Consider the following 24,838-nt stretch of genomic DNA (forward strand, 5'->3'; position numbering starts at 1 on the left):
ATTCGTCTTACAGGCATAAAGCGTTTCCGCTAATCGTCCATATCATTCAGATGTATCTCCAGAGCCTTCACGGAGATATAAATTTCGTACACGGAAATAGTGAGCGAAATAATCAGAAGCACCAGCGCAAAACCGAAGATATAAACTGAGGCAAGATGAAGCCGGATATAAATAAAGAACATGCTGACTACACATAGCAACAGGCTTGCTATGCCTGTCACCTGCATGGCGCGCGTCAGGTACAACCTTTTGCGCAGGTTGGCAATCTGCGCCGCGGTCACAGAGGAGTGACTCTTTTGGTGTTGCTCCTTCAAAGCACGCACAAGGCCTGCATACGACAGAAAACGGTTGGTGTACGCCAACATAATCAGGGATATTGCCGAAAACAGCAAAGCGGGGGTAGTCAAATCTATTTCCATAAGAGGGATTCCTTTAAATCTTTAGCAACTGCAAAGATAAATAATACTTTCTCTATCTAACTTTTTTCCATTACCTTTGTTCCCTCGAAAAGACTAATTCATCAAGCCTATGTTCACAGACCTGCTCAATTCCTCTTATTTCGCCCTTTTCCTCATCGTAGCTTTAGGCTTCATGTTGGGAAGAATCAAAATCAAAGGATTGTCTCTCGATGTTTCCGCAGTAATCTTCATCGCCCTGCTTTTCGGGCATTTCGGTGTGATTATCCCCAAAGAGTTGGGAAACTTCGGACTTGTATTGTTCATTTTCACTATCGGCATACAAGCCGGTCCCGGTTTCTTCGACTCTTTCCGAAGCAAAGGGAAGACACTCATCATCATCACCTTGCTGATTATTTGTTCTGCCGCCTTGACGGCAGTAGGACTGAAATACGCTTTCGACATTGACACGCCGAGTGTGGTAGGCCTGATAGCCGGAGCACTTACCAGTACGCCGGGACTTGCAGTTGCCATCGACAGCACTCATTCACCGCTGGCCTCCATCGCCTATGGTATCGCTTATCCATTCGGAGTTATCGGGGTTATCCTATTCGTAAAACTGCTGCCCCGTATCATGCACATCGACCTCGACCGGGAAGCCCGCCGTCTGGAGAAAGAACGCCGCGGACAATTTCCCGAACTGATAACGTGCATCTATCGTATTACAAATCCTGTCGTATTCGGACGTACCCTGATGCAAATCAATGCCCGCGCCATGACCGGAGCAGTAATCTCCCGCCATAAGCATGACGAGCAAATCGCCATTCCGACCGCCCACACCGTACTTCACGAAAACGACTACATACAAGCCGTCGGCAGCGACGAAGCGCTGAACCAACTCGCCACTCTGGTAGGTGAACGCGAAGAAGGCGAGCTCCCCCTAAGCCATACCCAGGACATAGAGTCCCTGCTGCTGACAAAGAAGGATATGATAAACAAACAGCTGGGTGACTTGAATCTGATGAGGAACTTCGGCTGCACCGTGACACGGATTCGCCGAAGCGGTATCGACCTTTCTCCCTCACCCGATCTTGCGCTAAAATTCGGTGACAAGTTGATGGTAGTCGGCGAAAAAGAAGGACTGAAAGGCTTGGCACGCTTACTGGGAAACAATGCCAAAAAACTGTCCGATACGGATTTCTTCCCAATTGCAATGGGCATCGTACTCGGAGTACTGTTCGGCAAGCTGAACATATCCTTCCCCGGCGGTTTGTCATTCTCACCCGGATTGACAGGCGGCATTCTGATAGTTGCCTTGTTCCTTAGCGCTGTTGGCAAGACAGGACCTATTATCTGGTCCATGTCGGGTCCTGCCAACCAACTGTTACGGCAACTGGGACTTTTGCTGTTCCTTGCCGAAGTAGGTACATCGGCTGGAAAGAATCTGGTAGCGACCTTTCAGGAAAGTGGCTGGTTGTTGTTCGGAGTAGGTGCTGCCATTACTTTAATTCCCATGCTGATAGCTGTAATCGTAGGCAGACTCGTATTCAAAATCAGCATCCTCGATTTATTGGGAACCATTACAGGCGGTATGACAAGTACCCCCGGTTTGGCAGCTGCCGACTCGATGACGGACAGCAATATTCCGAGTGTGGCCTATGCTACGGTTTATCCTATTGCAATGGTATTTCTCATACTGTCCATTCAAATCATTGCAACATTGATTTAGGACAATGAGAACATTGGACAAAGAAACAGCTATCGCCCGGATGAACACATTCGGGCGTCAGGACATTCCTTTCCTGTTTATCATCGATTACAAGCAAGAACACTCATTCGTTGAAGCCCTCGCCAAGATAGATACATCCGCCTGCCTCTACCAATTCGGAAAGACGGGCAATGCTCCCGATACGGATACCCGATATACCGGAAGAATAGATTGGGAATTCACTCCCCCGCTTCCCGCCGACTACCACCGTTCTTTCGACATCGTAAAGCGTAACCTGCTGGGCGGCAACAGTTACCTGACCAATCTGACGTGCAAGGTTCCGCTTCGCACTAACCTGACGCTAAAAGATATATTTCTGCATTCCCACGCTCTATACAAACTTTGGCTGAAGGATTCTTTTGTTTGCTTCTCTCCCGAAATCTTTGTACGTATGGAAAAGGGTTTTATAAAATCTTTTCCCATGAAAGGAACAATTGACGCGACCCTTCCCCATGCCGAATCAATATTGTTGGATGACGCCAAGGAAGCCGCGGAACACGCCACCATTGTCGATTTGATACGCAATGACCTCAGTATGGTTTCCGACCACGTTACCGTAACATCCTATCGCTACATAGACCGCCTGCAAACCAACAAAGGGCCTATTCTGCAAACAAGTTCCGAGATATGCGGCATTCTGCCCGATGACTACACCGAACGGCTCGGTGACATCCTTTTCAAACTATTGCCTGCCGGCTCCATTACCGGTGCCCCCAAACCCCGCACCATGCAAATCATTGCCGAAGCGGAAGGCTACGAACGAGGATTCTATACCGGAATCATGGGCTGCTACGCCAACGGCCGACTGGACAGCGCGGTCATGATACGCTTCATTGAACAAGAGAACGAGCAACTCTACTTCAAAGCCGGCGGCGGCATCACCGCCCAAAGCCGATGGGAAAGTGAATACAACGAGGTAAAACAGAAAATATATGTGCCGATTTATTGAAACCATACGTGTTGACGGCGGAGTGGTTCGCAACTTAGCCTACCATGAACGGAGACTGAACGATACCCGAACACACTTCTGGCCGGAAAGTACCGCCCTGCAACTGACAGCATACCTGCCCGCCATTTCTGCAAACGGCATACACAAGTTACGTATAGCCTACGGGCAGAAAGGAATCGAAGATATATCTTGCACTCCCTATGCCCTACGCTCCGTCCGTTCACTGGCTTTGGTACGAGCGGACAACATTGACTACACCTATAAAAGCACCGACCGCGAAGAGCTCAACCAATTGTTTGCACAGCGCGGCTCCTGCGATGATGTGCTTATTGTCCGCCAAGGTCTACTCACCGATACCAGTATCGCTAACATAGCTCTCTTTGACGGCAAACAATGGTACACTCCCCGGCATCCCTTATTGAAAGGGACTAAGCGTGCCGAACTATTGGAAAAAGGCATCCTCACTGAGAAAGATATACACACGGAAGACCTTGTGTTTTACTCCATTGCACGCCTTTTCAATGCGATGATAGATTGGGGTGAACTGGAACTTCCCGTCAATTGTCTAAAGCCAATATTCTGAAAAAGAACGGGGTTGCATAACCATCTAAGAATAAATTCATTATATTTGTAATGAGCAACTAAACCTAAAACCCAATGACAACAAGAATCACCCCAAACAGAATTACCGAACTGAAGTCCAATGAGATATTCGTATTCGGCAGCAATCTTGAAGGAGCACATGGCGGCGGAGCCGCCCTACTGGCATGGCGTGAATGGGGTGCCATCTGGGGACAGGGTAGCGGGTTACAAGGACAGACCTACGGCATTCCAACCATGCATGGTGGTCCTGAAGCTATCCGGCCCTATGTGAATGAATTCATTCGTTTTGCCCGCCAACACTCCGACACCGTATTCCTCGTTACTGAAATAGGTTGCGGCATCGCAGGTTTCAAACCCGTCCAGATAGCCCCGCTATTCAAAGAAGCGGCGGAGGTTCCTAATATTTACCTGCCTCAACGGTTCTGGGACGTATTGAATGCAAATGTATGACAAGCAGACTTCCATTTCCCAAAGATTTATTTTACTTTTGCATCGGAATATAAAGTTTTCTACCACCGTCACTAAACAAGTACAACTATGCGTTATACCGTTTCCGCCCCCGACACCCCGATACATGCCGCTATTCAATTGCCGGCATCCAAGAGTATCAGCAACCGTGCACTTATCCTGCATGCCCTTGCTCATGGTAAGCAAACGCCCTGCAATCTGAGCGATTGCGATGATACCCGTGTCATGGTGCGCGCACTGCAAGGCAATCCCGAACATATAGACATTATGGCAGCGGGGACGGCCATGCGTTTCCTCACCGCCTATTTCAGCGTGACACCCGGCAGCCGTATCATCACCGGAACGCAACGTATGCAGCAACGTCCCATCCGTATCCTCGTAGATTCTCTACGTTTACTCGGAGCAAAAATCGATTACGTCGGGCAAGAGGGATTCCCACCTCTACGCATCACAGGGGCGGAATTGCAAGGCGATGAAATATCTCTTGCCGGAAACGTCAGCTCGCAATATATTTCCGCCCTGCTGATGATGGGAGCTGTGCTCCCCAAAGGACTACACCTACACCTTACAGGCAGTATCATCTCCCGTCCCTACATCAACCTCACGCTTCAGCTTATACACGACTTCGGCGGACGTGCCAGTTGGAATTCCGAAAACAGCATCACCGTATATCCCGGCGGTTATCGGGATGTCCCGTTCACCGTGGAGAGCGACTGGAGCGCGGCATCCTACTGGTATCAAATATTGGCACTGAGGGGAAATGAAGAACGAAGAATAAAGAATGAAGAATCTCTGAAGGGTTATGAACATGAAACGGTGGAGCTGTTCGGGCTGTTTCCTCACAGTTATCAAGGGGATAGTCGCGGAGCGGAGATTTTCTCCCGTCTGGGCGTACATACCGAATATACCGATCTGGGCGTACGACTGACATTGGCGGGTACACCCGTCTCGTGCTTGGAGGAAGATATGGTAGACATTCCAGACCTGGCACAAACCTTTGTCGTAACTTGCTGCCTGATGAACATACCTTTCCGCTTTACCGGTTTACAAAGTCTCAAAATTAAGGAAACCGACCGTATCGCCGCCCTTATCACCGAGCTGCAAAAGTTAGGTTATTTGGTACGTTCCGAACAGGACAGCATTCTGTTATGGGACGGGGAACGTTGTCCTACTGAAAACGCCCCGATTATTTCCACTTACGAAGACCATCGTATGGCAATGGCATTTGCTCCTGCCTGCATCGTATTACCGCAGATAGTGATTGATGAACCTCAAGTAGTTTCCAAATCCTATCCGGCTTATTGGGAAGATTTAAAGAAAACAGGTTTCACAATCTCCAAAGGACAAGGATAAAAGCAATGTTTCTCTTTGTCATTCGTCAGTTTCTCCGAAGAGAATCAACCTTTTTGCCCATTCAAAAGAAGTCAGATACGAAAACAATGTGTATCTTTGTCCGTTCTATTTTATAAGGACACTTTTTTTCAAGGAAAGAGAACGTATGTGGATACTGATTATTAGCCTGATTGCCCTCGCCATCGTAGCTGCCATAGCGGGAATAGTACGCAACCGCAGACTTCAAAAGAAAATTGATAACGGCGAATTGGATGCCATGCCCGAAGTGCAGGAAGTAGATATGGAATGCTGCGGCCAGCATGAAGTATGCGAAAAAGAAAGCCTGCTCGCCGCCGTCAGCAAAAAAATAGAATATTATGACGATGAGGAACTGGACAAATACATCGGGACTGCTTCCGACCGATATACTCCCGAACAAGAAGAAGAATTTCGTGACGTATTCTATACCATGCAATCGGAAGATGTGGCCGGGTGGGTGCGCAGCTTACAACTGCGCGGCATTGCGCTGCCGGACAATATAAAAGATGAAGTGTTCCTGATAGTAGGAGAAAGGAGAATTAATCACTAATCACCGCCACATGGAACTGTTACAATATACTTTTTTTCAACATGCCCTTATCGGCAGCCTGCTGGCAAGTATTGTTTGCGGAATTATCGGTACATACATCGTTACCCGGAGACTGGTATTCATCAGTGGCGGACTGACGCATGCTTCTTTTGGAGGTATAGGAATGGGGTTGTACACGGGAATCTCGCCGATTCTTTCGGCAGCTATCTTTTCAGTACTGTCAGCATTCGGTGTGGAATGGCTTAGCAAACGGAAAGATATGCGTGAAGACTCTGCTATTGCAGTATTTTGGACGTTAGGAATGGCATTGGGCATCATCTTTACATTCCTGTCTCCCGGGTTCGCTCCCGACCTGTCCGCTTACCTGTTCGGAAACATCCTGACAATAACGTTTGGTGACATCGCCTTGCTGGGCGGGCTGGCAATATTGCTTATCTTGTTTTTTTCGTGTTTCCTGCATCCGATAATCTATGTAGCATTCGACCGCGAGTTTGCCCGTTCACAAGGTATTCCGGTACAAGCTTTTGAATATGTACTGATGATGTTCATCGCATTGACTATCGTGGCCTGCCTCCGTATGGTGGGCATCGTGTTGGTTATCTCATTACTGACAATTCCACAAATGACAGCCAATCTCTTTTCGCACAGGTTTCACCGTATTATATGGTTATCCATCGGTATCGGCTATCTTAGCTGCCTGGGCGGCTTGCTCATCTCATATTATCTCAATGTTCCTTCGGGAGCAGCCATAATCTTCTTCTCCATTATTATTTATGCAATCTGTAAAGGAGGAAAAAGTTTTTGGCTATCTTTGCAGAAAAATACAAGATAATGGAAATCAAGATTCAGTCCTTAGACCAGATTCATGAAGCCGCCCGCCAATTTATAGAGGCAATGGGTGACAATACAGTATTTGCTCTTTATGGCAAAATGGGAGCCGGTAAAACAACCTTTATCAAGGCTGTCTGCGAAGAGCTCGGTGTATCCGACGTTATTACTTCTCCTACATTTGCCATCGTAAACGAATATCGTTCCGATATTGCCGGAGAGTTAATCTATCATTTCGACTTCTACCGTATCAAAAAGCTGGAAGAAGTGTACGATATGGGATATGAGGACTATCTGTACAGCGGTGCGCTCTGTTTCATTGAATGGCCGGAACTGATTGAAGAACTTTTACCCGGAAATACCGTGAAAGTCACTATTGAAGAGGTGGAAAACAGTGAACGGAAAGTTACATTGGAACAACTGGATTAATACACGTTACTAATCATACAACCACCAACGCCCCACATGAGCCAATACATCGTTCAAGGCATCTTTGTCGTAGCGGGAGTTATCTCCCTATTAGCCGCAATTCTGGATTGGAATTGGTTCTTTACCGCCCAAAACACCCAGTTTGTAGTACGAAACGTAGGTCGCCGACAAGCACGCTGGTTTTATGGCGTATTAGGAGTGATACTCATCGGAATGTCAGTATTCTTCTTTCTGAATACTCCACCGATAGCATAAAAAGGAAAAACAATAAACAAACATTTATAAAGAAAAAAGGCGCGGATTTAAATCCGCGCCTTTTTTCTTTTTGTCTAAGCTGTGACTTACTCATCGTCCAAAGATTCAGTATATTCCATTTCACCTTGTACAATGAACAGAATTTCATCCGGATCGTAATCGCCCATCTCATCTTTATGAGCTTCCTTGATGATGTAGTCTACGATTTTTCCCAGATCAACTTCGATATATCCATCACCGTCGGGCTGCACATCAAGGATGCCGCTCTCGGAATAATACTCGTCAATCAAATCGAGGAAATAATAAAACTCGTCGTCAGAGAACTTCTCTTTCAACTCCTGCGGCAAATAGTTTTTGATGTACTCAATGGTCTTTTCATCATCGAGATCATTCTTCAAAAAATCGTCTTCCAGTCCCATAGCTTTATATTTTAAAAGGATTATAACAATGCCTCAATTTTTGTTACATAAGTAGGTTTGGGGGCAGAACCTACTTGTTTATCCACCAACTCTCCGTTCTTAAAGAACAATACGGTAGGAATGTTACGGATACCGTATTCGGCAGCCACATCACCGTTGTCGTCTACATCACATTTACCGATAAGGACTTTGCCTTCATATTCACCTGCCAGTTCTTCAATGATAGGACCTACCATTTTACAAGGTCCGCACCACGGTGCCCAAAAGTCAATTACTACAGGTTTACCCTCTGCCAAGATTTCCTTGAAATTGTTGTCTGTAATTTCTAATGCCATTTTTCTAATTATTAAGTTTAAATATTAATTCAATACTCCTGTATCAAGCATCATCCGCTCATTATTATCAGTGAAGCAAAGATAATTAATTTATCCGAAACTCAAGCTCCGGACGCTCTTTTAAATAAGAGATAAGTTCACGACCTACGGAAAGCTTCACCGGACGGGACACTAAGTCAACAGTCATCTTACTATCCGGATCAGTCACTCTGAAATAGAGTTCCGTAGTGCCGGGACGGTCTTTCGTCAGTTCCGCCAACTCCGTCACCAAAGCCTTGTTCAATACACTGAGCGGAATAAGAATCGTTATCTTCTCTATCAGCTTCTCTTTTACGTCAGGCAGCAACTCCATAGAAGTAATCTTCAATTCCAATTCATCTTGCCGCCACTGTTTAGGTTGACAACGCGCCTTTATATAAAGGAAAGTACGCTCACCTAAATAACCCTGATAAGTCACCCAGTCATTTCCGAAGAAAGGCAACTCCGCCGAACCTGAATAATCCTCTATCTTGGCAATACCATAAGGGTTGCCGTTTTTGCTGATACCCCGGCGAACAGAAGTAACGATACCTCCCATAGTAATTTCACGTCCCACAAGGGCTGTTTTATCTTCCAACTCCGCCATATGAGTATTACAAACGTGTTCCAATACTACGGAATATTCATCCAGCGGGTGAGCGGAAAGGTAAATACCAACTAAATCACGTTCTTTATTCAAACGGTCAAGGTCACTCCAATGCTCTGCAGGAAGAATCTCCGGAGTAGCAATATCCACTACATTCTCACCACCGAACAAAGAATTGACCGCCGCCGCTTTATCCGCTTGATAACGGTTGCCGTAGCGTACCAATGTCTCAATAAAGGCTTCATTCTTGGCATTGACGGCAAAGTACTGTTCACGCTTCAACTCCGGGAAACTGTCAAAACCACCGGCAAGAGCGAGGCACTCCAAGTTCTTCTTGTTACAAGCGTTCAAGTTGACACGCTGTACAAAATCGAAGATACCCGTATACAGACCGTTTTTCTGACGTTCTTCCATAATGCTTTGCACAGCTCCTTCACCCACTCCTTTCACAGCTCCCAATCCGAAACGGATGTTACCCTCAGGGTTGACGGTGAACTTCAAGTTCGATTCATTTACGTCCGGGCCAAGTACTTTAATACCCATTGACTTACATTCGTCCATGAGTTTGGTTATGGTTGTTATATCAGACAAACTTCGGCTCATTACGGCAGCCATGTATTCTGCCGGGTAATTGGCTTTCAGGAAAGCTGTTTGATAGGCTACCCATGAATAGCAGGTGGCATGAGATTTATTGAAAGCATAAGATGCAAACTTTTCCCAGTCCGTCCAAATTTTTTCGAGCACCTTTGGGTCATGACCGTTTTTCTGCCCACCGGCAATAAACTTCGGCTTCATATGGTCCAGTTTATCACGCAGCTTCTTACCCATTGCCTTACGCAAGGCATCGGACTCACCGCGGGTAAAGTCCGCCAACAAACGGGACAGAAGCATGACCTGTTCCTGATAGACAGTAATACCGTACGTGTCCTTCAGATATTTCTCCATTATGGGAATATCATACTCGATAGGCTTGCGTCCCCACTTACGGTCGATGAAGTCAGGGATATAATCCATAGGTCCCGGACGGTAGAGGGCATTCATGGCAATCAAATCCTCGAAGGTGCCTGGCTGCAACTCACGCAAGTATTTCTGCATACCGGCAGATTCAAACTGGAACGTACCGATAGTCCGTCCGTCACAATATAATTTATAGGCGGCAGGGTCGGTAATGGAAATCTTGTCAATATCCAACGCCATTCCCCGATGCAAACGTATATTTTCAACAGCTTCTTTAATGATTGAGAGAGTCTTCAATCCCAAGAAGTCCATTTTAATCAAACCTGTATCCTCGATAACAGAGCCTTCATACTGAGTAACGAGCATCTTCTCACCGGTTTCCTTATCATCCGCCGTGCTAACCGGAACCCAGTCGGTGATGTCGTCACGACAGATAATTGTACCGCAAGCGTGTACACCTGTACCACGAACATTCCCTTCCAGCATCTTGGCATACTTCAGCGTATCACGAACCAATGGGTCGGGTGACGCTTCGGCTGCCTGCAACTCCGGTACATAAGCTATGGCATTGGGAAGATTCAGCTTCTTATCAGGGATTTTATCGGGAACTAGTTTCGCCAAGCGGTCGGATTCCGATAAGGGCAGCTTTTGTACACGGGCAACATCCTTAATAGCCAATTTGGTTGCCATAGTACCATACGTAATGATATGCGCTACCTTTTCTTGTCCGTATTTTTCCGTTACCCAACGCAGCACTTCACCACGTCCGTCATCATCGAAGTCAACATCGATATCGGGTAAGGAGATACGGTCCGGATTAAGGAAACGCTCGAACAGCAAGTCATACTGAATAGGGTCTATCTTGGTGATGCCCAAACAATAGGCTACTGCCGAACCGGCTGCCGAGCCGCGTCCCGGCCCCACCGAAACTCCTAATTGTGTACGAGCTGCATTGATAAAGTCCTGTACAATCAAGAAGTAACCGGGAAAACCCATTGTCTTCATGATATACAACTCAAATACCAAACGTTCTTTTACCTCATCCGACAGCGGATCTCCATAAATCCGTTTGGCACCGTCAAACGCCAGTTTGGCAAGATAGTCGGCCTCCAGTTTGATACGATAAAGTTTCTCATAACCGCCCAAACGCTTAATTTTGGCTTTGGCGGCTTCTTCATCCAAAACTACTTTGCCGTTTTCATCTTGCGTAAACTCATCAAACAAATCCTTTTCCGTATATTTCTTCCGATATCCTTCTTCCGTTCCAAAATCCTCGGGAATGGCAAAAGTGGGCATGATAGGCGCATGGTCGATTGAGTAATACTCCACTTTATCCAAAATCTCCAACGTATTGGAAAGAGCTTCGGGAACATCAGCAAAAAGCGCATTCATTTCCACTTTTGTTTTCATCCACTCTTGCTTGGTATAAAGCATGCGGCTCGGGTCGTCCAAATCCTTACCGGTACTCAAACAGATAAGACGATCGTGTGCCTCAGCATTTTCTTCATCCACAAAGTGAACATCGTTGGAACAGATTACTTTCACATTATATTTCTTGGCATATTCAAGCAACTTGGCATTGGCTTTCTGCTGCAAGGGATAAGCTTCGTGGTTGGCACGAGAAACAGTTGCCTTATGGCGTTGCAACTCCAAATAGTAATCATCCCCGAAAAGATTCTTATACCAACGAATAGCTTCTTCAGCTTCCTCCAATTGGTCGTTGATAATTTTTTTAGGGACCTCACCACCGATACAGGCAGAGCAGACAATCAATCCTTCGTGATATTTCTCCAGCTCGTTTCGGTCGGTACGAGGACGCATATAATATCCCATGGTCCATGCACGAGATACCAGCTTAATAAGATTGTGGTAACCTTTTTCATTCTTCGCCAATACAATCAAGTGATAACCGCTTTGGTCGGGCTTACCCTCTTTCTTGTCCATCGTACGGCGCGCTACATACATCTCGCAGCCGATAATAGGCTTGAACAGCTTATTCTCCGCTTCCGTTATTTTAGCCTTGCAAGCCGCTATTTCAGCTTTCTTATCCTCACACGCAATTTCGCCACTCTCTATGCCTGCAATCCGTTTCTTCAGATCTTTTATTTCCCCTTTCGGACCACCGTTCTTTTTATTAACATAGTTGGTGAACTCTTTGATGCCAAACATATTGCCATGGTCGGTAACGGCAATACCTTTCATACCATCTTTCATCGCCTTGTCTACCAAACGGCTTACACTGGCCTGACCATCAAGGAGTGAATATTGGGTATGTACGTGCAAATGAACAAAATCCTGCATAAATATATCCTTTCTATAAGTGAGCATAAAGGTACGACCTATGCGGTATCTAACAAAAATATTCCTCGAAAAGTTATCAACACCTATAATTCTATGACTAAATTCTTGTTAGATTTTCAAAATAAGCCTATTTTTGCAGATAATTTGCATCAAAAAGAATAAAACAAGATACATGGGTCGACTTAAAAAATTAAAGAAAATACGTATTCACCGTGAAGGAACACATACACTGGCCGGCAGTTTATTGTTGATACTCGCTGTAAACGCCGGGCTTTACTTTGGTTTGGAGTGCAAAGTTCCTTTCTACGTAGTGGCAGTCATCAGCCTTGTTATTTATGGCATCTTAGTAAATTTCTTCCGCTGCCCTATACGTTTGTTCGGCCAGGAAGAAACTGAGAAAATCGTAGTTGCCCCTGCTGACGGAAAAATTGTGGTAGTAGAGGAAGTTGAAGAAACTGAATATTTCCATGACCGGCGCATCATGGTTTCCATATTTATGAGCCTGGTCAATGTACACGCTAACTGGTATCCCGTAGACGGAACCGTTAAATTGGTATCTCACCAGAACGGCAAGTTCATGAAAGCATGGCTACCTAAAGCAAGTACTGATAATGAGCGTTCTACCGTAGTAATTGAGACCCCTGAAGGTGTGGAAATCATGGCACGCCAAATTGCAGGTGCTATGGCACGCCGCATCGTAACTTATGCAGAACCGGGCGAAGAATGCTATATTGACGAACATATGGGCTTCATTAAATTCGGTTCACGCGTGGACGTATTCCTCCCTTTGGGCACAGAAGTTCTCGTTAAACTCGGACAACTGACTACCGGTAATCAAACCGTAATAGCAAAACTTAAATAACAATGGCAAATTGCATCACCCGTTCTATCCCTAACACCTTAACCTGTCTGAACTTATTCTCCGGGTGTATTGCTTGTGTCATGGCATTTGAAGCCAACTACAATCCGGCACTTGTATTCATTATCCTTAGTGCCGTATTCGACTTCTTCGACGGTATGATGGCACGCTTATTAAACGCACATTCTCCTATCGGAAAGGATTTGGACTCTTTGGCAGATGATGTCAGCTTCGGTGTAGCACCCTCATTAATAGTATTCTCCTTATTTAAAGAGATGCATTATCCGGTATCTATGGAGTTTATCGCCCCTTATATGCCTTATACCGCATTTCTTATTTCCATATTTTCGGCTTTACGTTTGGCAAAGTTCAACAACGATACCCGCCAAACAAGTTCTTTTATCGGAGTTCCAGTTCCTGCCAACGCTCTCTTCTGGGCATCATTGGTGGCAGGAATACACCCCATACTCATATCCGAAAACTTCAATCCCTTTTATCTGTTAGTGCTGGTTTGCCTGTTTTCGTGGTTGTTAGTATCGGAGATACCGATGTTCTCATTGAAGTTCAAGAATCTCGCATGGAAAGACAATAAAATAAGCTTTATTTTCCTGATTGTCTGTATTCCACTTCTTGTTTTTTTAAAGGTTAGCGGCTTTGCAGCGGTAATTGTATGGTACATCTTACTGTCACTTCTAACAGGAAAACGTAAATAAACATTTTCTTGGCACAGTTGTTGTACTATCGTTCGCTGAAAACGAACACATAAAAAGACATTAGCCCATGTTTCATTTTTTAGGTTTCTTATTTATTATTCTAATAGCTATTCTGTTTATCGGACTTAGCATCATTGGTACCGTTATCCGAAGTATCTTCGGATTAGGAGGACACCGTTCATCAAAAACATACCGGAATGACAACGGGAACTACCAATCAGGAAAGGGATATTCTTATAATGACGGACAACAATCCACTTCTACCAAAGAAACGATACGAGAAGAAGAAATAACTCCGCACTCGGCTTCCCGCAAGAAACTATTCTCACAGGATGAGGGAGAATATGTGGATTTTGAGGAAATTAAAGATTAGCGGCGCTTTGCTGCAAAAAATTCTTTCATCAATGCAGCGCATTCATCCTCCAATACTCCTTTTACAACCACTGTCTTAGGATGCAGGGCTTGCGGCGCATAACGTTGATATCCCCGCTTTTCATCTTCCGCTCCAAATACCAAGCGCCCCATTTGCGCCCAAGCAATAGCGCCGGCGCACATCACACAAGGCTCCACAGTAACATAAAGGGCACATTCATTCAGATATTTACCACCAAGAGTAGACGCAGCGGCAGTAATAGCCTGCATCTCGGCATGGGCAGTGACATCCGTCAAAGTTTCCGTTAAATTATGGGCACGAGCAATGATACGGCCTTTGCAAACGACCACTGCACCTACAGGCACTTCGCCACGTCCCCCTGCTTTTTGTGCCTCAAGAAGGGCCTGTCTCATATAGTCAGTATCTGTCATCTTTTCTCCTCAAAACTTTCATTCAAAACGTATCAACTCACCTTCGCATATCATGTTCGCCAAACAAGGTAGGATAATCTTCTTCCATATTCTTATGGATAAACATGAGAATAGTCTCCCTTAACCAGCGTGATTTGTTCGTTATCTTATACTTCTCCAGATAACGGTCTACAATCCGCAGTTCTTCTTCGCTCATCAGGCATACCATGCGCTGCTCGCGTTTAGGTTCTTCGGGTGTGGCTTTCGCACACGTTTTGTCTCTCTTTCTCATATTTCTTTGCAAAATTAGTTTTACTTCTGTAAAAACAAAGCAGAAAAAACGTATTTTTGTAGTGAAAGAAAGAAAATCATAACTATGGCAATACATAATGCTTTAGGAAAAGCTGGAGAAGATGCAGCTGTATTCTATCTGGAACGTAACGGATATGCGATACGCGACCGGAATTGGCGAAAGAATCATCTGGAGTTAGACATTATTGCAACTAAAAATGATGAGTTGATCATTATAGAAGTAAAAACCCGAAGTAACACAAAGTGTATTGAGCCACAAGATGCCGTTAACCGACAAAAAATCCGCCGTATTGTCATAGCTGCCGATGCGTACATTAAACATTTTTGTATTGATGCACCTGTACGTTTTGACATTATTACAGCCGTAGGTGATACCGATGCTTTTAAAATAGAGCATATCAAAGAAGCATTCTATCCACCTATGTTTTAAGAATCCTCATAGCTAAAATAATATGGATATAGAAACTGCCCGCGAATATTGCCTCAGCAAAAAAGCTACGACCGAAGATACTCCTTTCGGTGAAGATTTCCTTGTTATCCGAGTATTGGGAAAGATGTTTTTATGCATCAACCTCAACACTCCAAACCGCATCACCATGAAATGCGACCCGGAATATGCACTGGAATTACGTGACCATTACAATGCCATTGAAGGTGCCTGGCACTTCAATAAGAAATACTGGAACCAGGTATTTCTGGACCGTGATGCAGATGACAAATTAATAAGACATCTTATAGACCACTCTTACGAAGAAGTAATAAAGAAATTCACTAAAAAAATGCACAATGAGTATGAAACCCTGCCCTGAATTCTTTCCTTATCCGCTGATAGCATTGGATGAAACAGACTCAACCAACCGATACCTCAGCCAATTATGCAATGAGTTACAAGAAACCATTGAAGAACTGACTACAGTTACAGCTGAATTCCAAAGTGCCGGTAAAGGGCAGCGCGGTAATACTTGGGAAGCCGAAAGAGGCAAGAATCTACTTTTCAGTTTTGTTCTTTATCCCACTTTTCTGGAAGCACGCCGCCAGTTTATCCTATCGCAAATCGTTTCTCTCTCCATAAAAGAAGAGTTGGACAGATGGTCAAACGAGATTACAATAAAGTGGCCGAATGACATTTACTGGAAAGACAAAAAGATTTGCGGTATATTGATAGAGAATGATCTGTCCGGCCAATTCATCGGACGCAGCATCTCTGGTATCGGAATCAACATCAACCAAAATGAATTTTACAGTGACGCTCCCAACCCGGTATCTCTGAAACAAATCACCGGACAGGAGCACAACCGCCATGAAATTTTGTCGCACATCCTGAAACGGATACAAATCTACTATAACGGTTTGCGAACAGAAGAACACAATACTTATTCCGCTGAAATAGCCACCCGTTATGCCCGCGCCCTATTTCGCCGCAGAGGCTTTCATCCTTATGAAGATGCCAACGGTAAGTTCTCCGCCCGCTTGCTGCGTGTGGAACAAGATGGGCGTTTTGTCTTGGAGGACGAAAGTGGGAAAGAACGGGAATATCTATTTAAAGAGGTACAATACATTGTTTAATCAAACAATTTGGTAAACATTATCTTAACAGAACATATTCTGTACGAAGCTAATCTATAAAATCATGAAAATACAAACTTTAATCGTAATCGCCCTATCAAGTTTTATTTTATATAGTTGCGAAGACAATGAAACCAACTATTTAGAGCTATCTGAATCGTCATTCAGTAACGTCAGCAGCGATGGAGCGACATTGACTGTCGATATAACGAGCAATGTAGAGTGGCAAGTATCTAAAACCGCACAATGGTGCAATATTACCCCCGATAAAAGCTTCGGCAACCAAGCACTAACTCTGCAAATAGAAGCCAACCCTGACAATAAAGAAAGAAAGGTAATAGTAACAGTTACATCGGCTGTTCTCAAAATGAGTAAAAAAATAGAAATCACTCAGGCAGCAGGATATACATCGATAGAACAGTATCACTACAAACTCCCCGTGATTTTCCATGTGCTATACAAAGATAAATCAGCCCCAGAGCAATACGTCAGTCAAAATCGTCTGTCAAAAATATTAGATAGGGTAAACAAACTTTATAAAAATAGTTCACAGAGTGTAGACATGAATTTAACATTCACACTCGCTACTATCCGTCCAAATGGAGAAACCATGGAAAAACCGGGTGTAGAGTACATTTCATGGCCGGATAGTTATCCGATAGATTGCGATATCTTTATGAATGACGATGTAGAAACGGGAAAAGGTTATGTGAAATACCTATGGGATCCTAACGAGTATATTAATATAATGGTCTATAACTTCACAAATAATCCAACTGACAATGTAACAGCATTAGGTATATCACACTTACCTTATACTACAAAGGGGCCAAATAGTTTGGCAGGTCTCACCAACATCAATGAGTCTCATTTAGAATTGAAGAACTTAGCCTTTCCCTATTGTGTATCCATCAACAGTTTGTTTATTAACGAAGAAAGTACGGAAACCATGTACAACACAGCAGATGTTACTGTTACATTAGCCCATGAATTAGGGCATTACTTAGGTTTGCATCATGTATTCTATGAGACAGAAAGCGAGACTGAAAGCAAAAACGGTTGTAAAGATACTGACTATTGTACAGATACTCCTACTTATAATAAGGAACAATACGATATTGATTATGCATACATTGCATCAGCAGAACCGGACAAGTTTACATTTGCCTATCTGGTGAACCGTGACAATTGCCTGACCGGTGAACGGTTTACCTCACGTAACATCATGGATTATGCAGTCAGCTATTCAGACCAATTCACCCCAGAACAGCGAACACGCATTCGCCATGTTTTGATGTACAGTCCTCTGATACCAGGGCCAAAAGTAGGTCAGGAAACAAGTACACGTTCTGTACCGAAAGGATTTATAAAATTGCCGATTCAAACAATCAAGTAAACATCACACAATATACAATAAAAAGAGATGAACATCATTTGTTCATCTCTTTTTCCAATATCTTTATCCGTTCCAATGTTTTTCCCGCTTCGGTGGAAGGAAACAGTTGAAGCACTTTCTGCAAATAGCTCTTAGCTTTGTCATATCCGTTGGAGAACACATCCGATAGCCCGTTACGGTAACGGGCATATTGCATACGTGTGGGAGAAACGATTTTCTTGTAGTCATCCTCCAGCGTTTTCTTCTCTTGTTCTGCCTGAAGATAGTAATAGTTACCCAAAAATATATTTGCCTGAAGATTATCCGCATCCAATGCCAGCACCTTTTCATAAAGTTTTAGAGCTTTTTTCGACTCTCCGCGCATCAACTGCATCTCCGCGCATGCCACAAGTCCGGGAACATCTTCCGGATAATATTGCAACCACTCTTTATAAAAAAGGTATGCTTTGTCGTAGTTCCGCTTATCTTTGTAGTAAGTAGCCAGTTCCCGTACGAAGCGGGAAGCCACAGCACTGTTTTTCTCAACGTGCGTCCAATAGAACATCTCTGTCTGCTCCGCTCCCATACTCGCAGCCTGGCGGAATAAACTCACGGCATAATCATCCTTACCAACCGATAAGGCATCAGCCACCTTCTGCAGCAGCACATCTGCTGATTGTGCCAGAAGTGACATTGGGCACAGCAAGAGCCCAAAGAAAAGTAAAGTTAAGGTTTTCATCTTTTAAGTCTATATTGTTTTACAGCCCGAAATCCTCCCATAGAGAATCACCCACAAATTTACAAATTTCCACATCAATCCTCAACAGCTAAAAGTAGAAATATAGTTAATCTTTCCCGTCATTTTTCCTTTTCTGCGTACCTTTGTCCTCCACCAAACAAGATATTACAAATGAAGCCTATAGACAAACAGATATTACAGATAGCCCTGCCGTCCATTGTATCGAATATAACCGTGCCTTTGCTCGGACTAATCGATGTAGCAATCGTAGGGCATCTGGGTTCTCCTGCCTATATCGGCGCCATTGCAGTAGGAGGTATGCTGTTCAATATCATCTACTGGATATTCGGTTTTCTGCGGATGGGAACCAGCGGCATGACCTCACAGACCTATGGTAAACGGGATTTATCGGAAATAGTTCGATTGCTGATGCGCTCCGTTGGTATAGGACTGGCTGTGGCGCTTTGCCTTATCATACTGCAAGTACCTATCAGGCAAGCCGCATTCCTCATTATCCACCCTACGGAAGAAGTCAGGGAAATGGCAACGCTCTATTTCCACATTTGTATATGGGGTGCTCCTGCCATGCTGGGGTTATACGGACTCTCCGGATGGTATATCGGCATGCAGAACTCACGTATCCCCATGTACATAGCTATCACACAGAATATCGTGAACATCATAGCCAGCCTCAGCCTTGTCTATGTCTTCAAGATGAAGGTGGAAGGCGTAGCGTTGGGAACATTGATAGCCCAGTATGCGGGCTTCTTCATGGGACTCATACTGTGGACGAACCGCTATGGGAAACTGAAAAAGTATATCGTCTGGAAGGGAGTACTGCAAAAGGAGGCAATGATACGTTTTTTTCAAGTGAACCGTGATATATTCCTACGGACACTGTGCCTGGTGGCTGTCACACTGTTCTTTACTTCGGCAGGCGCCTCACAGGGTGAGATTATTTTGGCTGTAAATACATTACTGATGCAACTCTTCACCCTTTTCTCTTATGTAATGGACGGTTTCGCCTATGCGGGAGAAGCCCTAAGCGGACGATACATAGGCGCTCGTAACCGGAAAGCCTTTACCAACACCACCCGGCATCTGTTTATGTGGGGAGGTTGGCTGGTCATACTCTTTACATTGATTTATGCATTGGGCGGAAATGCTTTCTTGGGACTGCTGACCGATGACAAGAATGTAATAGCCGCCGCCGACACTTATTTCTATTGGGCGCTTGCCATACCTGCAGCAGGAGTCGCCGCCTTTATTTGGGACGGCATCTTTATCGGCGCTACGGCAACACGCGGTATGCTCATGTCTATGGCAGCGGCAGCCGTCAGTTTCTTTATGATATATTACGGACTTCGCCCGGCCTTAGGCAACCATGCCTTGTGGCTTGCCTTTCTTGTCTATCTCTCCATGCGGGGAATCGTGCAAACCTTACTCAGCAGAAAAGTTATAGAAAGAAGTTTCAATTAGCCCGTCGCAAAGATAAAACCAGAAAAATAGTTAGAATAATATCCGTTCGTGCTATCTTTACCCCAAAAAAGAACCAGATGCCTGATACAACATTTAATTCGGACAATACGCTACACATCAAAAACATGGTATGTAACCGTTGTATCATGGTAGTGAAAAGCCAGCTTGAGCAGCTGGGACTGCACCCCCTGTCGGTAGAACTGGGTATCGTTACTCTGCCCGATAAAATTACCGATGAAATATACCGGAGCGTAAAAGAGTCGTTGGAGCCTTTCGGGTTCGAATTGATTGATGACAAGAAATCCCAAACAATAGAACAAATAAAAGATACCATCATAGAACTGGTACATTATAATGACAACGATTCAAAAGTCAACCTGTCCGATTACTTGGTTTCCAAATTACATCGGGATTACAGTTCATTGAGCAAACTCTTCTCGGAAGTCACCAATACCACCATCGAGAAATACCTCATTGCGCAGAAGATAGAGCGTGCCAAAGAACTGTTGGTGTACGGAGAATTATCTTTGAACGAAATAGCCGACAAACTAAACTATTCGAGCGCCGCCTACCTCAGCGCCCAATTCAAAAGCGTAACAGGACTGACGCCCAGCTATTTCAAGAAGATAAAAGAGAACAAGCGCAAGCCGCTTGACGAGATATAAGCATAATCTTGTAAATCATATCCCGAATTTTACAACACTCAGACAACTTCCTTGCCGTATATTTGTTCCACATAAAAGTTTAAAACGAGAGAACTATTAGTTTCAACCGTAGAAACCGGCAGTTTCATACTAAGAACTAAATAATTACATACAATATTATGGCAAATAAAAGCATTGTTCAAGAAACCTTTCCCGTATTAGGGATGAGTTGCGCCTCATGCTCCGCACGGGTGGAAAAGACACTGAATCACCAGTCCGGTGTCCGGAAAGCAAGCGTAAACTACGCATCGGCAATGGCAACAGTAGAATACGACTCGCAACATTGTTCTCCCGAAGTCTTACAACAAGCTGTGCAAAATGCCGGATACGACTTGCTGATAAGGCAGGACGAAGGCACAGCGGATGAAGTGGAACAGGCACACGATAAAAAATATCGCGCGCTGAAATTCCGTGCGACATGGGCCATCGTCCTGTCTGTACCGATTATGGTTATCGGTATGTTCTTCATGGATATGCCGTATGCCAATCTTATCATGTGGCTACTCTCCACTCCCGTTGTGTTTTGGTTGGGAAGAAGTTTCTTTGCCAGCGCATGGAAACAACTGAAGCATGGCAGCGCCAACATGGACACTTTAGTAGCCAACAGTACCGGAATTGCCTATCTGTTCAGCCTGTTCAATATGCTTTTCCCCGAATTCTGGCTGGAAAGAGGGATTCATCCGCACGTCTACTTCGAGGCGGCAAGCGTCATCATCGCCTTCATTCTGCTGGGACGCCTGTTGGAAGAAAAGGCTAAGGGCAACACTTCTTCCGCCATTAAGAAACTGATGGGACTGCAGCCCAAGACAGTAACCGTCATCGTTGATTCTTCATCGGAAAAGGTTGTCCCGATTGAGCGGATTCGTCCAGGAGACATTATTCTGGTAAAACCGGGAGAAAGAATTGCTGTAGACGGCAAAGTTACGGAAGGCAGTTCGTATGTGGATGAAAGTATGTTGAGCGGCGAACCGATAGCGGTAGCCAAACAAAAGGAAGCCAAAGTTTTTGCCGGTACTATCAACCAGAAAGGAAGCTTTCGGTTCAGTGCCGAGAAGGTAGGTACAGACACGCTACTGGCCAAAATTATCCACATGGTGCAAGATGCACAGGGCAGTAAAGCTCCCGTCCAGCAATTGGTGGATAAGATTGCGGGTATCTTCGTGCCGGTCATTATCGGCATTGCCATATTGTCTTTCATAATCTGGATGCTACTGGACGGGCAGAGCGGATTTACACACGGGTTGCTGGCACTGGTCACGGTGCTCATCATCGCCTGCCCGTGCGCTTTGGGGCTTGCCACTCCCACCGCCATCATGGTAGGCATCGGTAAAGGCGCCGAAAGAGGTATTCTGATAAAAGATGCCGAAAGTTTGGAAATCGCCAAAAAGATTGACACAGTGGTATTGGACAAAACCGGAACCGTAACCGAGGGAAAACCGGTAGTCAGCGATTTAGTTTGGGCTGTACGGACTGCGGGCATAGAAGATGTCTTTTACAGCTTGGAAAAGCTATCCGAGCATCCGCTTGCGGAAGCGGTGGTCCGTCATTTTCAAGACGCCCGAAACGTGGATATAGAAAGCTTTGAGAGCATCACCGGCAGAGGCGTAAAAGGCGAATGGAATGGAAAGACTTATTATGCCGGAAACCGGAAACTACTGGAAGAAAACCGAATTAACGTCAGTCAATCGCTAAGCGATGAAGCCGCCCGCATGACGGCTGATGCACAGACCGTCATCTGGTTTGCCGACTGCGAAACCGCACTGGCCATCGCAGGAATTACAGACCAAATCAAGCAGAGTTCCATACAAGCTGTCGGCGAACTGCAAGCCGCCGGCATCGATGTCCATATGCTGACAGGCGACAATGAAGCCACCGCCCGAGAAATTGCACGTAAAGCCGGCATCCTTCATTATAAGGCGGGAGTACTGCCGCAAGATAAAGCCGCCTTCATCAACAATCTCCAGAAAAACGGCAAGATAGTAGCAATGGCAGGCGACGGCATCAACGACAGCGCCGCACTGGCACAAGCCGATTTAAGCATAGCCATGGGAGGCGGCAGCGACATTGCCATGGATGTAGCCAAGATGACCATCATCTCTTCCGACCTGACCAAAATACCCGAAGCACTGAAACTCTCCAAGCTGACCGTACGCACCATTCGTCAAAACCTGTTCTGGGCATTCATCTATAATATAATAGGTGTACCCATCGCAGCCGGTGTACTCTACCCCATCAACGGATTCCTGCTGAATCCCATGATAGCCGGAGCAGCTATGGCATTCAGCAGTGTAAGCGTAGTAACCAACAGTCTGCGGCTGAAAAGAAAAAAGACAGGGAACCCGGAAAACTCCGTTGACAACCCAACAGGGCTACCGGAAAAAGAAGTAGAACCATTAACAGAAAAAATCATGAAGAAAGAATTCAAGGTAGAAGGCATGATGTGCAACCACTGTCGTATGCATGTAGAAAAAGCGTTGAACAGTATGGACGGCATACACGCCACCGTAACCCTCAATCCGCCGGTAGCAACCGTAGAGTTCTCGGAAGGCGAAAAGACACTCGACGAACTGCAGACCGCAGTAACCGCAAAGGCAGGTGACTACACACTGAAAGAATAACTGAAAATTGTTTATACCGATTGGCATTATTTTCCTATCTTTGCCGCTAAGCGAAATAAATTAATAAACTATGGCAACATACAAAAGAATCTTATTGAAACTCAGCGGCGAGAGCCTGATGGGAGAAAAGCAATACGGTATCGACGAAAAACGTCTGGCCGAATATGCAGCGCAAATTAAGGAAATCCATGAACTGGGCATACAGATTGGCATCGTTATCGGCGGCGGGAACATCTTCCGCGGACTGAGCGGTGCCAACAAAGGGTTCGACCGTGTAAAAGGTGACCAAATGGGTATGCTGGCAACCGTTATCAACAGCCTTGCACTGAGCTCGGCACTGGTGGCGGCAGGCGTAAAAGCACGTGTGCTGACAGCCGTCCGCATGGAGCCTATCGGCGAATTCTACAATAAATGGAAAGCCATTGAGTGTATGGAAGCCAGCGAAGTAGTTATCATGTCGGCCGGAACGGGTAATCCTTTCTTCACAACAGACACCGGTTCCAGCCTTCGCGGCATCGAAATAGAAGCGGATGTTATGTTGAAAGGCACACGCGTTGACGGCATCTACACCGCCGACCCGGAGAAAGACCCGACAGCAACGAAGTTCCACGACATCACTTACGACGAAGTACTGAAACGCGGTCTGAAAGTGATGGACCTTACGGCTACCTGTATGTGCAAGGAAAACAACCTGCCCATCATCGTTTTCGATATGGACACCGTAGGCAATCTTAAGAAAGTAATGCAAGGCGAAGAAATAGGCACGCTGGTACACAACTAAAAAAGGAAATAATCTGTGTAAATCTGTGTAATCTGTCGTGAAACGATTATATTTGCAGAGTTTCAAATTAAAAGCTACTTCAAACAATAGAAATATGAAAGACGTAAAAGACATCTTAGACGAAGCACAAGAGAAAATGGATATGGCTGTAATGTATCTGGAAGAATCATTGGCCCATATCCGTGCCGGAAAAGCCGACGTTCGTTTGCTGGACGGAATCCGTGTCGATTCTTACGGAAGCATGGTCCCTATCAACAACGTAGCGGCCGTAACCACCCCGGATGCCCGCAGTATCGCCATCAAGCCGTGGGACAAGAGTATGTTCCGTGTCATTGAGAAGGCAATCATCGACTCCGACCTCGGCATTATGCCCGAAAACAACGGTGAGATTATCCGCATCGGCATCCCTCCATTGACAGAAGAACGCCGTAAACAACTCGCCAAACAGTGTAAGAATGAAAGCGAAACTGCCAAAGTGAGTGTACGCAACGCACGCCGTGATGCCATCGACGCCTTTAAGAAATCTGTGAAAGAAGGATTGGCGGAAGATGCACAAAAAGGCGGTGAAGAAAAGTTGCAAAAGATTCACGACAAATATATCAAGCAGATTGATGATATGCTGGCAGCAAAGGACAAAGAAATTATGACAGTATAAA

Annotated in this window: 28 protein-coding genes; 21 read left to right on the forward strand and 7 right to left on the reverse strand. The window is 45.1% G+C overall.

Annotated features, from left to right (window positions below; all coding sequences use genetic code 11):
- Positions 1 to 29 precede the first annotated feature (29 nt).
- Positions 30 to 419: a DUF2721 domain-containing protein gene (locus DW121_RS01825; RefSeq protein WP_117711012.1), complete on the reverse strand. Its 390-nt coding sequence runs from the start codon at positions 417 to 419 to the stop codon at positions 30 to 32.
- 109 nt (positions 420 to 528) lie between these two features.
- Between DW121_RS01825 and DW121_RS01830 the strand changes: the two genes are divergently transcribed.
- From DW121_RS01830 to DW121_RS01870, 9 genes are all read left to right on the forward strand, one after another.
- Positions 529 to 2,124 (forward strand): aspartate:alanine exchanger family transporter, encoded by a 1,596-nt coding sequence (locus tag DW121_RS01830; protein WP_117711011.1) that lies wholly within the window; start codon positions 529 to 531, stop codon positions 2,122 to 2,124.
- A gap of 4 nt (positions 2,125 to 2,128) precedes the next feature.
- Complete coding sequence (locus tag DW121_RS01835; protein ID WP_117711010.1) at positions 2,129 to 3,112, forward strand: aminodeoxychorismate synthase component I; 984 nt, start codon at positions 2,129 to 2,131, stop codon at positions 3,110 to 3,112.
- On the forward strand, positions 3,096 to 3,695 hold the full coding sequence (locus tag DW121_RS01840) for an aminotransferase class IV family protein (RefSeq protein WP_117711009.1): 600 nt from the start codon (positions 3,096 to 3,098) through the stop codon (positions 3,693 to 3,695). The genes DW121_RS01835 and DW121_RS01840 overlap by 17 nt, the downstream gene beginning before the upstream one ends.
- Positions 3,696 to 3,769: 74 nt before the next feature.
- Complete coding sequence (locus DW121_RS01845; RefSeq protein WP_117711008.1) at positions 3,770 to 4,165, forward strand: hypothetical protein; 396 nt, start codon at positions 3,770 to 3,772, stop codon at positions 4,163 to 4,165.
- Positions 4,166 to 4,252: 87 nt separating this feature from the next.
- Positions 4,253 to 5,536: a 3-phosphoshikimate 1-carboxyvinyltransferase gene (locus tag DW121_RS01850; protein ID WP_118322911.1), complete on the forward strand. Its 1,284-nt coding sequence runs from the start codon at positions 4,253 to 4,255 to the stop codon at positions 5,534 to 5,536.
- 145 nt (positions 5,537 to 5,681) lie between these two features.
- Positions 5,682 to 6,104, forward strand: coding sequence for a phospholipase (locus DW121_RS01855; RefSeq protein WP_117711006.1), 423 nt, complete (start codon positions 5,682 to 5,684; stop codon positions 6,102 to 6,104).
- 10 nt (positions 6,105 to 6,114) lie between these two features.
- On the forward strand, positions 6,115 to 6,936 hold the full coding sequence (locus tag DW121_RS01860; protein WP_117711005.1) for a metal ABC transporter permease: 822 nt from the start codon (positions 6,115 to 6,117) through the stop codon (positions 6,934 to 6,936).
- Entirely contained in the window at positions 6,936 to 7,361 is a 426-nt protein-coding gene (tsaE, locus tag DW121_RS01865; RefSeq protein WP_117711004.1) for a tRNA (adenosine(37)-N6)-threonylcarbamoyltransferase complex ATPase subunit type 1 TsaE, read from the forward strand. The genes DW121_RS01860 and tsaE overlap by 1 nt, the downstream gene beginning before the upstream one ends.
- A 36-nt stretch (positions 7,362 to 7,397) precedes the next feature.
- On the forward strand, positions 7,398 to 7,616 hold the full coding sequence (locus DW121_RS01870) for an immunity 17 family protein (protein ID WP_117711003.1): 219 nt from the start codon (positions 7,398 to 7,400) through the stop codon (positions 7,614 to 7,616).
- A gap of 86 nt (positions 7,617 to 7,702) precedes the next feature.
- On the opposite strand, the gene DW121_RS01875 is transcribed toward DW121_RS01870, so the two are convergent.
- From DW121_RS01875 to dnaE, 3 genes are all read right to left on the reverse strand, one after another.
- Positions 7,703 to 8,035: a hypothetical protein gene (locus DW121_RS01875; protein ID WP_117711002.1), complete on the reverse strand. Its 333-nt coding sequence runs from the start codon at positions 8,033 to 8,035 to the stop codon at positions 7,703 to 7,705.
- Between the two features lie 20 nt (positions 8,036 to 8,055).
- Positions 8,056 to 8,370, reverse strand: a complete 315-nt coding sequence (gene trxA, locus DW121_RS01880; RefSeq protein WP_117711001.1) for a thioredoxin — start codon at positions 8,368 to 8,370, stop codon at positions 8,056 to 8,058.
- Positions 8,371 to 8,455: 85 nt separating this feature from the next.
- Positions 8,456 to 12,253 (reverse strand): DNA polymerase III subunit alpha, encoded by a 3,798-nt coding sequence (gene dnaE, locus DW121_RS01885; RefSeq protein WP_118322912.1) that lies wholly within the window; start codon positions 12,251 to 12,253, stop codon positions 8,456 to 8,458.
- A gap of 172 nt (positions 12,254 to 12,425) precedes the next feature.
- Between dnaE and DW121_RS01895 the strand changes: the two genes are divergently transcribed.
- The 3 genes from DW121_RS01895 to DW121_RS01905 all read left to right on the forward strand — a co-directional run bounded on the left by DW121_RS01895 (position 12,426) and on the right by DW121_RS01905 (position 14,198).
- A complete protein-coding gene (locus DW121_RS01895) occupies positions 12,426 to 13,115 on the forward strand; it encodes a phosphatidylserine decarboxylase family protein (RefSeq protein ID WP_117710998.1) in 690 nt (229 codons plus the stop codon).
- Positions 13,116 to 13,117: 2 nt separating this feature from the next.
- Entirely contained in the window at positions 13,118 to 13,825 is a 708-nt protein-coding gene (pssA, locus tag DW121_RS01900; RefSeq protein WP_117710997.1) for a CDP-diacylglycerol--serine O-phosphatidyltransferase, read from the forward strand.
- Between the two features lie 67 nt (positions 13,826 to 13,892).
- A complete protein-coding gene (locus tag DW121_RS01905) occupies positions 13,893 to 14,198 on the forward strand; it encodes a DUF4834 family protein (RefSeq protein ID WP_117710996.1) in 306 nt (101 codons plus the stop codon).
- On the opposite strand, the gene DW121_RS01910 is transcribed toward DW121_RS01905, so the two are convergent.
- Both DW121_RS01910 and DW121_RS01915 read right to left on the reverse strand, forming a co-directional pair.
- Positions 14,195 to 14,629 (reverse strand): nucleoside deaminase, encoded by a 435-nt coding sequence (locus tag DW121_RS01910; protein WP_117710995.1) that lies wholly within the window; start codon positions 14,627 to 14,629, stop codon positions 14,195 to 14,197. The genes DW121_RS01905 and DW121_RS01910 overlap by 4 nt on opposite strands.
- Positions 14,630 to 14,666: 37 nt before the next feature.
- Positions 14,667 to 14,900, reverse strand: coding sequence for a hypothetical protein (locus DW121_RS01915; protein ID WP_004293731.1), 234 nt, complete (start codon positions 14,898 to 14,900; stop codon positions 14,667 to 14,669).
- Between the two features lie 84 nt (positions 14,901 to 14,984).
- Here DW121_RS01915 and DW121_RS01920 point away from each other — a divergent pair, with 84 nt between their 5' ends.
- The 4 genes from DW121_RS01920 (at position 14,985) to DW121_RS01935 (ending at position 17,882) form a co-directional block, all read left to right on the forward strand.
- Positions 14,985 to 15,350, forward strand: coding sequence for a YraN family protein (locus DW121_RS01920; RefSeq protein WP_117710994.1), 366 nt, complete (start codon positions 14,985 to 14,987; stop codon positions 15,348 to 15,350).
- 22 nt (positions 15,351 to 15,372) lie between these two features.
- Positions 15,373 to 15,729, forward strand: coding sequence for an MmcQ/YjbR family DNA-binding protein (locus tag DW121_RS01925; RefSeq protein WP_117710993.1), 357 nt, complete (start codon positions 15,373 to 15,375; stop codon positions 15,727 to 15,729).
- The gene (locus DW121_RS01930; RefSeq protein ID WP_118322913.1) at positions 15,713 to 16,486 is read left to right on the forward strand and encodes a biotin--[acetyl-CoA-carboxylase] ligase; all 774 of its coding nucleotides are present in this window, start codon (positions 15,713 to 15,715) and stop codon (positions 16,484 to 16,486) included. The genes DW121_RS01925 and DW121_RS01930 overlap by 17 nt, the downstream gene beginning before the upstream one ends.
- 64 nt (positions 16,487 to 16,550) lie before the next feature.
- Positions 16,551 to 17,882, forward strand: a complete 1,332-nt coding sequence (locus tag DW121_RS01935; protein WP_118322914.1) for a zinc-dependent metalloproteinase lipoprotein — start codon at positions 16,551 to 16,553, stop codon at positions 17,880 to 17,882.
- A gap of 34 nt (positions 17,883 to 17,916) precedes the next feature.
- Here the strand turns inward: DW121_RS01935 and DW121_RS01940 are convergent, their stop codons facing one another.
- Positions 17,917 to 18,600 (reverse strand): tetratricopeptide repeat protein, encoded by a 684-nt coding sequence (locus tag DW121_RS01940; RefSeq protein WP_117710990.1) that lies wholly within the window; start codon positions 18,598 to 18,600, stop codon positions 17,917 to 17,919.
- A 171-nt stretch (positions 18,601 to 18,771) separates the two neighbouring features.
- Between DW121_RS01940 and DW121_RS01945 the strand changes: the two genes are divergently transcribed.
- The 5 genes from DW121_RS01945 to frr all read left to right on the forward strand — a co-directional run bounded on the left by DW121_RS01945 (position 18,772) and on the right by frr (position 24,837).
- Entirely contained in the window at positions 18,772 to 20,079 is a 1,308-nt protein-coding gene (locus DW121_RS01945) for an MATE family efflux transporter (RefSeq protein ID WP_117710989.1), read from the forward strand.
- Positions 20,080 to 20,156: 77 nt separating this feature from the next.
- Positions 20,157 to 20,744 (forward strand): helix-turn-helix domain-containing protein, encoded by a 588-nt coding sequence (locus DW121_RS01950; protein ID WP_117710988.1) that lies wholly within the window; start codon positions 20,157 to 20,159, stop codon positions 20,742 to 20,744.
- A gap of 158 nt (positions 20,745 to 20,902) precedes the next feature.
- On the forward strand, positions 20,903 to 23,401 hold the full coding sequence (locus tag DW121_RS01955; protein WP_117710987.1) for a heavy metal translocating P-type ATPase: 2,499 nt from the start codon (positions 20,903 to 20,905) through the stop codon (positions 23,399 to 23,401).
- Positions 23,402 to 23,471: 70 nt separating this feature from the next.
- Positions 23,472 to 24,182, forward strand: a complete 711-nt coding sequence (pyrH, locus tag DW121_RS01960; protein ID WP_117710986.1) for a UMP kinase — start codon at positions 23,472 to 23,474, stop codon at positions 24,180 to 24,182.
- Between the two features lie 94 nt (positions 24,183 to 24,276).
- A complete protein-coding gene (gene frr, locus DW121_RS01965) occupies positions 24,277 to 24,837 on the forward strand; it encodes a ribosome recycling factor (RefSeq protein ID WP_009122921.1) in 561 nt (186 codons plus the stop codon).
- The last annotated feature ends 1 nt before the right edge of the window (position 24,838 follow it).

The organism is Bacteroides sp. AM10-21B (assembly GCF_003472565.1).
Lineage (GTDB): Bacteria > Bacteroidota > Bacteroidia > Bacteroidales > Bacteroidaceae > Bacteroides > Bacteroides propionicigenes.